Genomic DNA, 14,167 nt, shown 5'->3' on the forward strand with positions numbered 1-14,167 from the left:
ACCATTAAAGACCTTGATGGGTTTTTCTGTCCACTTAAATGTTCAACTTAAATTTTACAATCTGCCATAATGAAAAATGTAAGCGGTTACAAAAGGAGAAAATCATGCAATACATTAACTACTTTAACCATGATGCCTACACAAACATTGCCATGGATGCGTGGTTATTAAAGCATTTAAAACCAACCGAACCAGTTTTTGCTTTGTGGCAAAATCAACGGGCCGTCATTGTCGGTGAAAATCAAAATACGTTTTCTGAAGTGAACGCTGACTATGTCACTGAAAATGATGTGCAAGTTGTCAGACGAGTTTCTGGTGGTGGGGCAGTTTATCATGATTTAGGGAACATTTGCTTTACTTTTTTTGTACCGGTGGTTAGTAGTGCCAGCGTTGATTTTCATCAATTTGTGCAGCCAATGGCAGATGCTCTAGCAGCAGTTGGCATTGACGTGACCATTTCGGGTCGTAATGATTTGGAGATTGATGGCAAGAAAGTGTCTGGTAATGCGCAGCGCTATGCGGGTGGTTATTTAATGCATCATGGCACATTGTTGTGGGATACCGATGTGGATGCAATGGTAAGGTCGTTAAACGTGGCTGACGAAAAGTTTATGTCGAAAGCAGCAAAGTCAGTTCGCGCACGAGTGGGTAATATTAAGGATTATGCCCCTGATAATTTGACCATCGATGAATTTATCGCACAATTACGCTATTATCTCACTAATGAAGGGCGAGATGGGGAATATCAGTTAACCGACACACAAAAAACGGCGATTTTAGCCTTACGTGATCAACAGTTTGCGCAGTGGTCATGGAATTATGGGCAAAGTCCGGATTTTATGTATCACAACCATGCGAAATATCAAGGTGGCAGCATCGACGTACATGTTAATGCGGTTGATGGCAAAATCACTGATATTGATTTCACGGGTGACTTTTTGGGTGTGCGTGATTGGCGTGAGATTCAACCACAATTTATTGGCTTACCGTTTACCAAGACTGCAGTGGCTGGCGTGTTATTAGCAAATCAAGATGGCCAGTACTTTGGCACGATCACGAACGAGGAACTTTTGGCAGTATTTTTTCAGAAAGATGAGGTAGAAACGCATGTCTGATATCACAGTAACAAATGAGAAAATTTTGGACTTTAGTGGCCAATTAGCGCTGCAGGATGAGACATTTCCAACGCTGCAGATTTTAAATCCTGCGGGTGAGATTGTTGATGAAGCTGGTTTAGCACGTGCAAACTTGTCATCGGAAGACTTAGTCCAAATCATGCAGCGGATGTTGTTGAGTCGACAGTTGGATATTCGGTCAACCAAGCTTGCTAAACAAGGACGCTTTGGCTTCTTTGCGCCAACAGCTGGCCAAGAAGCCTCACAAATGGCATCTTCTTATGCCTTTAATGATAATGATTGGCTTATGCCAGGTTATCGTGACATTCCACAAATTATTGTGAAAGGGTGGCCGATTTGGAAAGCGATTCTTTGGTCACGTGGTCATGTATTAGGTAATGTGTTCACAACGGCAGATGAGCAACCCGTCAATGCTTGGATGCCACAAATTATTATCGGCGCGCAATACGTTGAAGCAGCTGGGATTGGTTTAGGACTCAAAAAGCGGCAAAAAGACGCGGTTGCCTATGCCTATACGGGTGATGGCGGTTCGTCACAAGGTGACTTTTACGAAGGGGTCAATTTTGCTGGTGCCTATCAAGCCAATGCCGTCTTCTTTATTCAAAATAATGGCTACGCCATTTCAACACCACGTGGGTTACAAACGGCAGCAACCCATTTGGCGGCCAAAGGTTGGGCTGCTGGAGTACCGAGTGTCGTGGTTGATGGGAATGATCCAATTGCCGTTTATTTGGCGGCTAAGGAGGCGCGTCAGTGGGCAGTATCAGGTAATGGGCCAGTCTTGATTGAAACGCTGACAGATCGCTTAGAGCCGCATTCAACTGCGGGTGACGATCCATTGCGTTATCGCACACAAGATGACATTGATGCTTGGTGGGCAAAAGAACCTCTTATCCGCATGCGCAAGTTTATGACCGACCAAGGTATTTGGGATGAGGAAAAGGAAGCAGCTTATATTGCGGAAGTCAATGCCTTAATTGATGAACAAATTAAGATTGCGGATAATGTGCCAAAGCAAAAGATTTCTGATTTAATTAAAAATACACTTGAAGTCCCAAGCTATGCCATGACGGAACAAATCGTAAAGTTTGAAAGTGAGGGAAAGTAAAATGGCTGTTAAAAGTTATATTGATGCTGTCCGTGAGGCAATGGATCTTGCCCTTGGTCAAGACGAGAACGTCCTCATTTTTGGTGAAGATGTTGGCAAAAATGGTGGGGTGTTCCGAGCCACGGATGGTTTGCAAGCCAAATACGGCGAAGATCGGGTGTTTAACACGCCTTTAGCTGAATCAGGTATTGGTGGACTTGCCATTGGCTTAACCACACAAAATTATCGGCCAGTGATGGAAATTCAATTCTTTGGTTTTGTGTTTGAAGTGATGGATTCCATTGCTGGGCAAATGGCTCGTAATCGTTTCCGTTTTGGTGGGACAAAGCAAATGCCAATTGTGGTTCGCGCACCCTATGGCGGTGGCACGAAGACACCAGAAATGCATGCGGATAATCTCGAAGGGATTGTGGCCCAAATTCCTGGGATTCGGGTCGTGATGCCGGCTAACCCAGCAGATGCTAAAGGCCTACTGCTCAGTGCAATCGAATCAAATGATCCTGTGGTTTTTTTGGAAAACTTGCATCTCTATCGTTCATTAAAAGGCGAGGTGCCAGAAGGTTACTACACAACGCCACTTGATCAAGCAGCAATTGCGCGTGAGGGCAGTGATGTGTCAATCATTTCCTACGGTGGCGGAGTACCAGTCGCGTTGAAGGCGGCAGAAGCCCTAGCAAAAGACAATATTTCGGCCGAAGTTCTAGACTTACGGACGGTTTCGCCACTTGATATTTCGAGTATTGGTGCCACAGTCCAAAAAACTGGTCGCGTGGTTGTTGTCCAAGAAGCCCAACGCATGGCTGGTATTGGTGCCAATGTCATGAGTGAAATTGCTGAGCGCTTTATTTTAGATTTGAAAGTGCCAATCGGTCGGGTGGCGGCACCGGACTCAGTTTACCCATTTGGTCAAGCTGAAAACGATTGGATGATCAAAGCAGATGATGTCGTGGCAAAAGTGATGGAGGTTGTGAATTATGACTGAGATTTTTAAAATGCCAGATATTGGTGAAGGGATGGCCGAAGGCGATATTACGTTATGGCTGGTTAAAGTTGGCGACACGGTTGCCATGGATGATCCCGTTGCCGAAGTGCAAAATGATAAGTTAATTCAAGAAATTTTATCACCCTATGCGGGGAAAGTCACCAAGTTATTTGTCGAGGCGGGGGCAACAGTATCCGTCGGCGATCCTTTGATTGAATTTGATGGGGATGGCAGTGGTGCTGCTACTGCAACGCCAGAATCAGCATCTGAAATGGCATCGGTTGCATCTGAACCTGAGCCAACACGGCCGACCCCCGAACCTGCTACCAGCACGGTTCAGACGGTGAATGGGCACGTCTTGGCGATGCCTTCAGTGCGTCATTTGGCGTTTGAAAAAGGCATTGACCTGACGCAAGTACCCGCTACGGGTCGGCATGGCCATGTGACTTTGGCCGATGTGATGAACTTCCAAGTAGATACCACAGCAGCGCCCACACCGGTGGCTGCTGTGGCCCCAGCGGCACCAACCCCACCAAAGCCTGCAGATAACAAGCCAGAACAACCTGTTGCACCAGCGCCACTACATGAAGGTCGGCAACCAATGACACCAATCCGGAAGGTCATTGCCAAAGCGATGGCCAACCAGAACGCAACGATTCCGGCGGTCACTAACTTTGATAGTGTTGAGGTGAGTCAACTGGTGGCACATCGTCAACAGTTTAAAGCACAGGCGGCTGCACAAGGGATTCATTTGAATTACTTGGCTTATGTGGTGAAAGCGTTGGCGGCGACGGCTAAAAAATTCCCAGAAATTAATGCCAGTTTGGATATGACCACCCAAGAAATTGTTTACCATGATGAGGTTAACATGGGGATTGCGGTGAATGCACCGTCTGGTTTGTTTGTACCGGTCGTGGCGCAAGCTGACCGGAAGTCGATTTTTCAAATTGCCAAAGAAATTGCCATCTTGGCCGATGCCGTGCGTGATGGGTCGATTTCGCCTAAGCAAATGCAAGGCAGCACGATGACGATTTCTAACCTCGGTTCAGCACGAGGCACTTGGTTCACACCGATTATTAATGGCCATGAAGTGATGATTCTTGGCTTAGGCTCAATTGTCAAGGAGCCAGTCGTCAATGCAGCTGGAGAAATTGTGGTGGGTCAGAATATGAAATTGTCCTTAACTTATGATCACCGGTTGATTGATGGTATGTTAGGTCAAAGTGCCTTGAATTATTTGAAGCAGTTATTGGCCGATCCGGCGTATATGTTGATGGAGGTGTAAGATGGTTGTTGGCGCACAAGCACGTGAAATTGATACAGTTGTGATTGGTTCTGGGCCTGGCGGTTATGTGGCAGCCATTCGTGCCGCCGAATTGGGGCAAAAGGTGACCATTATTGAGCGCGACGCCATTGGCGGCGTTTGTCTGAATGTCGGCTGCATTCCATCAAAAGCGTTAATCCATGTTGGTCATCGCTACCAAGAAGCCCAATCAGACACACCATTTGGTCTGACAACCAGTGGGGCAACCTTAGATTGGCAACAAACCCAAGATTGGAAGCAAAATCAAGTCGTGAATACCTTAACCAGTGGGGTGGCGATGCTGTTGAAAAAGCATCAGGTAGAAATTGTCTACGGGGAAGCGACTTTTACCGATAATGAAACATTAAACGTGGTGCAAGAAGATGGCCACGAATTATTACAATTCAACAACGCTATTATCGCAACTGGGTCGCGGCCGGTTGCGATTCCAAGTATGCCATTTGGTGGTCGTATTATTGACTCAACGGGTGCCTTAAGTTTACCTGAAGTGCCTAAGCGTTTAATTATTGTCGGTGGCGGTGTCATTGGTTCTGAGTTAGGTGGTGCCTATGCCAACCTTGGTGCACAAGTCACCATCATTGAGGGACTAGATCATACCCTCAATGGGTTTGACGCCGAAATGACACGACCAGTTTTGGCTGACTTTAAGCAAAAGGGTGGCGTGATCGTCACTGACGCGCAGGCCAAGGCAGCCACGCAAACTGATGATGAGGTGCGTCTCACGTACACCGTGGCTGGCGAGGCGCACACGATTACTGGTGATTATCTACTCTTGGCGGTTGGCCGTCGGGCAAACACGGATACCTTGGGCTTAAACAACACGGATGTGAAACTCACAGATCGTGGATTGATTGAAATTGCGGATAACATGCAGACGAGCGTGCCACATATTTATGCCATTGGGGATGTAACTGCAGGGCCACAACTGGCCCATAAGGCGAGCTTCCAGGGTAAGATTGCCGCTGCAGCGATTGCGGGGGATCCGCAAGCACATGACCTGCATTATGGGTTACCAGCCGTTGCGTATACGCAAGTTGAGCTGGCAACTGTTGGCGAGACACCAGAATCAGCCCAAGCCAACCAACTGGACGTTAAAGTGTCCAAATTCCCCTTTGCGGCCAATGGTCGTGCCATTTCAATGGAAGAAACGGCGGGGTTCATCCGCTTAATCAGTGATAAGACCTCCAATGCAGTGTTAGGGGCGCAAATTGTTGGCCCAAGTGCTTCGGATTTGATTTCAGAGTTGGCTTTGGCCATTGAAAATGGCCTGACCACACAAGATATTTCATTGACGATTCACCCACATCCAACCTTGGGTGAGGCGATTATGGATACCGCTGAATTGGCAGATGGGTTACCCATTCACATTTAACATGCAATACTGACATAAGCAGCAAATGACGTTGCCAACACTTGGCAACGTCATTTTAATTCTAGGAGAGTTATGGTTTATATTACAACAAACGACAACGTACAATTAGCCTATCACGTTTATGGGATTGGCCAGCCAATTGTCTTAATTGCTGGCTATTCTGGCAACCAAGCGACGTGGACAGCACAAATTCCGGCATTCGTAGCAGCCGGGTATCAAGTGATTACTTATGACCGCCGCAATCATGGGCAGAGTGATCAGGTGGCCTATGGGATGCGGCTATCGCGTCACGGGATGGATCTCGCCACGATTATCTCAGCCTTAGCACTCAAACAACCCATTTTATTAGGGCATTCGATGGGCGCCAGCACAATTTGGGCGTATTTGTCACTATTCGGGGATGCTGACATTCGTGCTGTGATTACTGAAGATCAAATCCCCAAAATGATTCAGACAGCGGACTGGCCGTATGGTTTGTTGGGGGCTGATGGGCAACATTTGCAGGCGGCCTTGACCCAATTACCCGTCACCAAATTGACCAACATGAAGCTCTCGGCTGACATCAAACGTGCCATTGGACAACATTTCTACCCATTTGATTTCAATTTCAATGCCCCGTTATTACTGAATAGTGCGGTGCAAGATTGGCGGGATGTTTTGCGGCGTGAAGCGGTGCCGCACTTGTTTATTGCGGGTGGCCAGTCACCATTATGGCCAGCTGAACATGCCAAAGTGTTAGCACAGATGACGGCGCATGGGCAATACGTCATTCTGCCTGAAGCCGGCCATATCCCCCATATTGAAGATCCAGCGACGTTTAATGACGCAATTTTGACTTTCTTAAAGCGTTTATAAAAAAGCAACGGCCATCATTGGCTGTTGCCTGGATAATCAGTTAGCATTAAGCAAACAAAAAAATCAGCCGTTAATGGCTGATTGGTTTTAAAAGCGTGATTGATGTGCCGCGACGCTGCGACGAATAGCTTGCTTTGACACTTCTTCGTGTTGTGCTTCAGCTTCTTCGGCTGGCTTGATAACTGTTTGGCGATACCCAAGTGCAGAAGCAGCAGCAACAAGGGCTGATCCAATAATACCAACGATAACGCCTGACTTAAATGACTTCATAATCCCTCTCTTTTCTTACGTTTTTCTAAAGTCTATTATCAACTATTTTGCCTTATTTGTAAATGAATTTAGTATAATAAAAATTATGACAAAACAAACACAAATTATTGCGCATCGCGGTTATCGCGCGGTGGCCCCTGAAAATACATTACCAGCGTTTGAAGCAGCCTTGGCGTATGACATTGATATGCTCGAAATGGATTTGCATCGGACCAAAGATGGCCACCTTGTCGTGATTCATGACGAAACGGTTGATCGCACAACGAACGGGACTGGTCTTGTCAAAGACCTGACTTTAGCTGAGATTAAAGCGTTAGATGCCGGCCAATATAAAGACCCCAAAATGCTCGGCGTGACGGTGCCAACTTTTGCGGAATTTTTAACGTTTTTGCAAGCACAACATTTTGCTAAAACGTTACTGATTGAAATTAAGACAGATCATCAGGACTATCCAGGTATTGAGGCTGATATTTTAGCGTTGGTGGCTGAGTTTAAGCCAAGTTATCCAATTATTTATCAAAGTTTTAATTTGGAAACCCTAAAGACCATTCGTCGGTTAGCGCCAACAGCTGATATCGCAGCGCTAGCGGTATGGGGCGGCTATAAGGTCTATTGGTTAAAATGGCGTGGGGTCTTTGATTATGTCCATGTCGATATGCGTATTTTAAAGCATAAGCCGAAAATTTTTTGGCGCTCAAATTGGCATACCCGTGTTTGGACTGTGGACAACGAAGCTGATATGCGCCGAGTGTTTAAAGCGGGGTTACGGGGTTTGATTACCAATAACGTGGCGCTGGCGACGCGCATTCGTCAAGAAATGCAAGGAGGGCAGCATGACTAAAATTGTCGTAATTGCAGGGCCAACCGCTTCTGGTAAAAGTGATTTGGCCATTAAAATGGCGCAACAATTTAATGGCGAAATTATTTCTGCTGACGCCATGCAAATTTATCGGACGTTAGATGTGGGTACAGCGAAGGTGAGTCCAGAGGAGCAAGCATTGGTGCCGCATCATTTAATTGATATTGTTGATGTGACAGCTAACTTTTCAGTCGCGGATTTCGTGGCGCAAGCGGATCAAGCGATTGCTGATATTGTGTCACGGGGGAAATTACCGATTATTGCTGGCGGGACTGGTTTTTATGTGAAGGCCCTACTTGGCGCGCAACCACTAGAGTATGTGGCGAGTGATGTGACGGAAGTGGCTGCCTTACAAGCTGAGGCGTTACCTGACTTAGTCGCAATGTTGCAGGGATTAGATCAATCGTTGGCTGAACGGGTTGACTTAAACAATAAACAACGCGTTATCCGCGCCATCCAAATTGCACGGCATGGCAAACACGATGCGCAACCAGCACGACCAAACTATGAGGCCTTCGTGGTGGGTTTGGATTGGTCACGTGAGGTTTTGTATGAGCGGATCAACGCCCGCGCCGAGAAAATGTTAGCAGCAGGGGTGCTTGATGAGGCTAACCGGATTTTAGCGGCGGGTGGTGAAACCATTCAAGCTGGTAAAGCCATTGGGTATAAAGAATTCTTCCCGTATTTAACTGGGAATGTGACACTCGCGGAAGCCACTGCGCAAATGCAACAAGATTCGCGCCGTTATGCAAAACGCCAATTGACTTATTTGCGGCATCAAATTCCTGGCTTGATTTGGTTACCAGGTCAGCATGCGGCTACGATGTTGTCAGACTGGTTGACAACGTGGTTAGCCGCATCAGAATAAAAAAACACGCCATGTGACAACACATGGCGTGTTTTTTTATGCTTCGAGTTGTGTTTGTTGCAACTGGAGTGATTGTGCCTGGTTAATTTCAGTATACAGTGCAGTTGCTAAAGCAACTGGAATTTTATCCGTTGCGACTTGTTGTTGAACAAACGAGTATTCTGCCTGGAAGGCTTGGATATACCATTGACTATCAACAGGTGGTTGACTGGTGTCATAATCGCGACGCACGCGGGCAAAATAGTGATTAAACGCACGGCGGACGAGATGAATATCATGGGTATCCTGCTTTTGGTCAACACGGGCCTGTAAGAGATCATCCAAATGGGCATTGACAGTAGTGTCAACCGCATCATTTAAAGCAAGTAAATCGGTGATGAGTGCTTGCCAAGCGGCATGTTGTGGGTTATCGGCTGTTTGTTGCGTTGCTGGGTGTGTTTTTAAGAAGTGTGCCTGCAATCGTTGCCATTGCCAACGGCGCACTAACTGACGTAGTCGACGACTGATGTTCTGTCGTAATTTTGACCAACCATGCGCATCGCTGTCATGTTGTTGCATCAGAAGGGTCATAATTTTCTGATAGGCCAAAATCACGTGATCAGGATAAGCCGTCATGACGGGTTGGCTTTGAAGATAGTTAGCAATAAAGGCTTGTGTTTGACTAAATAAGGTCTGGTAGGCGGCTGTCACGGTCTGTTTATCTTCGGTAGCGTGCCAACCTTTTTGTGATTGCAGATAGTTCGTTACCGTTTCACGGGCTTGTTGATCAGTCATTTGTTGTCTAATTTGTAAAATGGCAAAATCAACCATGGCATTACGCGTTGCTATGAGTTGTTGCTGCGTGTAGGTTACTTGCTTTTTGGGTAAAATCAGTGGTAATGCCACTGCCGAGACGATCATACTGAGCAAAATGACTATAGTCGCTACAATAATTAACTGTTCGCGAAAAGGAAACGGCTGTTGCCCAATTATATGCGGTAGGGAGAAGGCCATTGCCAAAGTCACGGTACCGTGGACACCACTGGTAGCAAAAACACGCGCGTTGAATGTGTGTGTTTTAGTGTGTTGTGGGCCAAAAAATTCCTTTGCTTGGCCTTGTTTTTGATAGGTTGCCCAGATAAAGCGGACCGCAAACATCAACAGATAGATCAAAATGGCTAACCCAACGAGTTGTAATGTGGCGACAAAGCCAATTGCTGTGATTTCTTGCCAAACAGTTGGCAAAGCAATACCCAATAACAAAAAGACAACGGCATTGAGCAAAGTGGCAATCATTTGCCAAATTGTGGTCTGCGTTAATTGCACGTTAGTTGATGTTAGCTTGAGCTTCCGTGATTCCCAATTATGGACAATACCCGTTGCCACAACTGCTAAAATACCGGATGTTTGGGCACTTTCAGCTAATAAATAAATGGCAAAAGGTGTCAGTAAGCTAATTGTGATAACGGTTGTGTCAGGGTTGAGTGTGCGGAAAGTAATGTTGCTGCGGACCCAAACAATCGCAAAACCACCAATAATGCCGATAATGACCCCAACACCGGCGACAAAAACAAAGTGCGCGAGACCCTCAAATAGGGATAAATGGCCATTTTTTAAAACAGATAGGGCGAGATCTAAGATGACCAAACCAGTGGCGTCGTTAAATAATGATTCGAGTTCTAAGGCATTGTTAACACCAGTTGGCATTTCTGTTCCAGCGGTAAGTGATTTAACGGCCACAGCGTCTGTTGGGACAACGATGGCTGCTAAGGCGATGGCTAATGGCAACGGCCATGCGGATTCAATCCAGCTAGAGAGGAAACCGACGGCAATCGCAGAAACGGCCGCCAACAAGACAGACAGGGTAAAAATCATCCGAAAGCGTTTTTTAATGACAGCAAAAGATTGCTGCTGGCCATCTAAAAACATCAGCGGGGCAATCACCACCAACATAAAAAATTCTGGTTCGAGTTCAAAATGATGAAATGTCGGGGTAAAAGATAAGCCAATCCCGACTAAAATAAAAATAAATGTTTCTGGCAGTTTGGGTATAAATTGTTTAATCATATTGGTACTGATGATACCAATCAGTAATAGGGATACAACGGTTAGGGTCGTCATGTGCTAGCTCCAAGGGTTTAAAGTAATCAATGTGTGCTGGTCGATGCTAAAAAACGTGCAAATTGGGCAATTGGCACGTTTGACAGGTTAACTTTCCGGATTAGGGATTGTTAAGGCATTATTATGGATATAGCTGCGAAAAGTTTTAAAGGTGTCCGCAAACAAATCATCTGGTTCGATGCTTAACATGTCTTTTGGGAAGAAGAACCGCTGATCTAATGACGCTTTACCCTTGATGGCAGCAACTAAGGGGGATAACTCTGACAATTCACGGTGTGAGCCGTCATCTAAAATAAATTCAATCTGTGTTCGCGGCTTAGCCACATTCGGCTTATAGTCATCATAAGGGAGATCATAGGCGTCATTTCTAGCTGTGTAATAAACTGGATTGTAACCAGTAAAGGCCACTAATTGTTCCAATTCTTCTAAAAGTGGTGCGGTATTATCGTCAATAACAATCGACTTTAACGGTCGACGATCGAGGAAACGACGGGATAAATCAGATAAAATCTTATCTGGGTGATCGCGCCACATCGCAATGTAAGCCATAAAAACATGGTCATCTAGGCGTAAATAGTCTGCGGTCGATAATTGTTCACCGTTAAATAATGGCGTGAGTAAGGGGCCAAACGTGCTGGTATTTTGACTCGATTCGGTGCGGTAAAGTTCTTGTGCACGCCGCAGTAAATGTTCCAGCAAAACTTCCATTCCACGTGATACGGGATGGAAATAAACTTGCAGATACATTTGATAGCGACTCACGACATAATCTTCAACCGCATGCATCCCGGCAATATCAAAGCCAATCCCTGTTGGGGTTGGTTTCATCGTGCGTAGAATGCGGTCAATATCGAATTCACCATATTTTGTCCCAGTATAGTAAGCATCGCGTAGGAGGTAATCCATGCGATCGACGTCAAGCTGACTGGAAATCAGTTGGACGACTTGTGGATTATGATAAGTTTTAGCGATAACACTGGCCACTTTATTGGGGAAATCAGGGGAGACACTGGCCAATACGGTATGAATTTCACTGTCACCGGTAATAATAGCTTGGGTCATCGCTTCATGATCGGTGTTAAAAAGATGTTCGAAAGTGTGGGAAAAAGCACCATGTCCAATATCGTGCAATAGGGCAGCAGATAACGTCACGAGCCGTTCGTTGGTATCCCAGAGGCCATCTTCTGGTGAAGTGGACGCATAATATTGCTCAAAATGCTCGGTAATGCGACGGGCAATTTCATAGGCACCAACAGAATGGCCAAAACGTGAATGTTCGGCACCGTGAAAAACAGCGCTGGTAATCCCAAGCTGTTGAATTCGGCGTAAGCGTTGAAATTCAGTCGTATTAATGAGATCAAGGATCACACGATCTTGAATGTGAATGAATTTGTGGATGGGGTCGCGTAGGACCTTCTCGTTGTGTAATTTATCTGTTAACATCATTTGTCCCTTTTGACCTTTCTTATATTATAATAGATAATTAACGAAATGAATGAAAAATGTCGGCGGATTATCAGATGTGTCACACAACCGCCGGCTGACACAAAATAGGCTAGTGTGTCGTATGACCTGAGTCTAAGGGGGGAACTATGTCACAAACACAAAAACAAATGGTGCCATTATCATTAACAACAACTGTTCGTCAAGATGACGACGTCGAGACGTTTAATTTTGACACCGCGGGGGAGTTGTTGGTTAAAAATGACCATGTTTACTTACGTTATACGGAAAACATTGCAGAACAACAAACCAAAGTACGATTTAAATTTGAACCAGACAGTGTCCGCTTGTACCGAACAGGTGACGGACAACAAACTCAACTGGTTTTTGTGCTGGACCAACAGGTGCCAGCTTTCTATCAAACACCGGCGGGGCAAATGCATTTGGCCACTTATACGACCCAGTTACAGACAGCAATCGACCCGGAAAAGGCACAAGGCAAAATTGCAATTGACTATCAGCTCATTGCTAATGACCAGATTGTTGGCGAATACGCGTTACGGTTGCAATTCCAAGCCAAATCTAGTAAACTTAATTAGTTAGAAACTCGAAAGGACGTGCACTATGGCACTCACACAATTAGGCAATCACCCAAAAGAAGAATTAGCATTGGTTGAAATTGCAACTGCAATTTTGGCAGAGCACAAGACAGTTATGCCATTTAGCTCACTGGTTCAAGAAATTCAGGACTTTTTGGCAGTTGATGCGGAGACGTTCCGGTCACGTCTCTCACAATTTTATACCGACTTAAATACAGATGGCTCATTCATCTCACTTGGTAACAATGAATGGGGCTTGCGTGCCTGGTATCCAGTTGATGCCATTGACGAATCAATCCATGAAATGGATGATGACGATGACACACCAAAGCGTAAGAAGGTAGCAAAGAAGGTTAGCGTCTTTGCGGACTCAGCAGCAGATGATGATGTGATCGATTATAACGATGACGATCCTGAAGACGAAGACTTTGGTGAAGTTGCTGAAGAAGAAGTCGACGTGGACGTTGACGACGCTGAAATTGAAGTTGAAGACGATGATGACGAAACAGACATTATTGTTGGTGACGATGAATCAATTGATGATAACTTAACAGAATTAGCCGGCACAAATGATCTTGATGATTTGGGCGACGGTGATATTGAAAAGTAATATTAAAATGCCGTGTTAGCGGCATTTTTTTTTGTGGCTATTGCCGTGTTGGACGCCTAAAATAACGGGTTTTGATGATGTATTAAAAATGTAATAAAAAAGTTTTTGAAAAAGGGTTGCATTTTTGGCGTAACATCTGTAATATATATAAATGTGCTACGGCATGTTTGCTCCTTTAACTCAGTTGGTTAGAGTAGGGGATTTTTAATCCCAAGGTCCTCGGTTCGAGTCCGAGAGGGAGCACTGATTTAACTATCAGGTGACCTTTGGGATATTCCAGGAAAAGCAAGTAACTTTGTTACTTGCTTTTCTTTTTGTTTAAAAGACATTGCAAAAAAAATTGAATCATAGTATTATTGATACAAGCGTTGAGACGGACGGGTTACTAGGTTACCTTAGTAGAGACATCATGGTTGGTGAAAATGATGAAGGGACTAGTGGACTAACTACCGTTGATGCATAATCTGATTAGGTGCAGACTGAAAGGATTGTCGGTGTAATTGGCCGTTACCCCAATTGTTTTAAGTGGTTTGTCAACAGACAGACTTGAAATTGGGTTGGTACCGCGCAAAAGCGCCCCTAGATTAGGTTCTAGGGGCGCTTTTTTTATGCCGTACGTGCAACGAGGGAAAAGTGTGAGG

Annotated in this window: 13 protein-coding genes and 1 tRNA gene; 11 read left to right on the forward strand and 3 right to left on the reverse strand. The window is 45.3% G+C overall.

Features of this window, described 5'->3' with window-relative positions:
* The first annotated feature begins 104 nt into the window (after positions 1-104).
* The 6 genes from lplA (at position 105) to IE039_RS03450 (ending at position 6,777) form a co-directional block, all read left to right on the forward strand.
* Positions 105-1,115 carry a lipoate--protein ligase gene (gene lplA, locus IE039_RS03425; protein WP_068850554.1) on the forward strand — a complete coding sequence of 337 codons (1,011 nt, stop codon included), beginning with the start codon at positions 105-107 and terminating at the stop codon, positions 1,113-1,115.
* A complete protein-coding gene (locus IE039_RS03430; RefSeq protein ID WP_010003885.1) occupies positions 1,108-2,244 on the forward strand; it encodes a thiamine pyrophosphate-dependent dehydrogenase E1 component subunit alpha in 1,137 nt (378 codons plus the stop codon). Before lplA ends, IE039_RS03430 begins: the two co-directional genes overlap by 8 nt.
* Position 2,245: 1 nt before the next feature.
* Positions 2,246-3,226 carry an alpha-ketoacid dehydrogenase subunit beta gene (locus tag IE039_RS03435; RefSeq protein WP_010003883.1) on the forward strand — a complete coding sequence of 327 codons (981 nt, stop codon included), beginning with the start codon at positions 2,246-2,248 and terminating at the stop codon, positions 3,224-3,226.
* Positions 3,219-4,511 (forward strand): dihydrolipoamide acetyltransferase family protein, encoded by a 1,293-nt coding sequence (locus tag IE039_RS03440; RefSeq protein ID WP_189428733.1) that lies wholly within the window; start codon positions 3,219-3,221, stop codon positions 4,509-4,511. Before IE039_RS03435 ends, IE039_RS03440 begins: the two co-directional genes overlap by 8 nt.
* A 1-nt stretch (position 4,512) precedes the next feature.
* Positions 4,513-5,922: a dihydrolipoyl dehydrogenase gene (lpdA, locus tag IE039_RS03445; RefSeq protein WP_010004200.1), complete on the forward strand. Its 1,410-nt coding sequence runs from the start codon at positions 4,513-4,515 to the stop codon at positions 5,920-5,922.
* Positions 5,923-5,994: 72 nt separating this feature from the next.
* A complete protein-coding gene (locus IE039_RS03450) occupies positions 5,995-6,777 on the forward strand; it encodes an alpha/beta fold hydrolase (RefSeq protein WP_048700141.1) in 783 nt (260 codons plus the stop codon).
* A gap of 87 nt (positions 6,778-6,864) precedes the next feature.
* On the opposite strand, the gene IE039_RS03455 is transcribed toward IE039_RS03450, so the two are convergent.
* Positions 6,865-7,047: a DUF3042 family protein gene (locus IE039_RS03455; RefSeq protein WP_019040836.1), complete on the reverse strand. Its 183-nt coding sequence runs from the start codon at positions 7,045-7,047 to the stop codon at positions 6,865-6,867.
* 85 nt (positions 7,048-7,132) lie between these two features.
* On the opposite strand from IE039_RS03455, the gene IE039_RS03460 reads away from it, so the two are divergent.
* Together IE039_RS03460 and miaA are read left to right on the forward strand one after the other, a co-directional pair.
* A complete protein-coding gene (locus IE039_RS03460) occupies positions 7,133-7,888 on the forward strand; it encodes a glycerophosphodiester phosphodiesterase family protein (RefSeq protein ID WP_010004649.1) in 756 nt (251 codons plus the stop codon).
* Positions 7,881-8,774, forward strand: a complete 894-nt coding sequence (gene miaA, locus IE039_RS03465) for a tRNA (adenosine(37)-N6)-dimethylallyltransferase MiaA (protein WP_010004650.1) — start codon at positions 7,881-7,883, stop codon at positions 8,772-8,774. Before IE039_RS03460 ends, miaA begins: the two co-directional genes overlap by 8 nt.
* A gap of 36 nt (positions 8,775-8,810) precedes the next feature.
* Here miaA and IE039_RS03470 read toward each other — a convergent pair whose 3' ends face one another.
* Together IE039_RS03470 and IE039_RS03475 are read right to left on the reverse strand one after the other, a co-directional pair.
* The gene (locus IE039_RS03470; protein ID WP_189428734.1) at positions 8,811-10,874 is read right to left on the reverse strand and encodes a cation:proton antiporter; all 2,064 of its coding nucleotides are present in this window, start codon (positions 10,872-10,874) and stop codon (positions 8,811-8,813) included.
* Positions 10,875-10,961: 87 nt separating this feature from the next.
* A complete protein-coding gene (locus IE039_RS03475; protein ID WP_019041234.1) occupies positions 10,962-12,317 on the reverse strand; it encodes an HD domain-containing protein in 1,356 nt (451 codons plus the stop codon).
* 149 nt (positions 12,318-12,466) lie between these two features.
* Between IE039_RS03475 and IE039_RS03480 the strand changes: the two genes are divergently transcribed.
* The 3 genes from IE039_RS03480 to IE039_RS03490 all read left to right on the forward strand — a co-directional run bounded on the left by IE039_RS03480 (position 12,467) and on the right by IE039_RS03490 (position 13,769).
* Positions 12,467-12,916, forward strand: coding sequence for a YwiB family protein (locus IE039_RS03480; protein ID WP_010004597.1), 450 nt, complete (start codon positions 12,467-12,469; stop codon positions 12,914-12,916).
* A 25-nt stretch (positions 12,917-12,941) separates the two neighbouring features.
* The gene (gene rpoE, locus IE039_RS03485; protein ID WP_189428735.1) at positions 12,942-13,526 is read left to right on the forward strand and encodes a DNA-directed RNA polymerase subunit delta; all 585 of its coding nucleotides are present in this window, start codon (positions 12,942-12,944) and stop codon (positions 13,524-13,526) included.
* A gap of 169 nt (positions 13,527-13,695) precedes the next feature.
* Positions 13,696-13,769 (forward strand) — tRNA-Lys (locus tag IE039_RS03490).
* The last annotated feature ends 398 nt before the right edge of the window (positions 13,770-14,167 follow it).

The sequence above is a fragment of the Leuconostoc lactis KCTC 3528 = DSM 20202 genome (assembly GCF_014651235.1).
GTDB lineage: Bacteria > Bacillota > Bacilli > Lactobacillales > Lactobacillaceae > Leuconostoc > Leuconostoc lactis.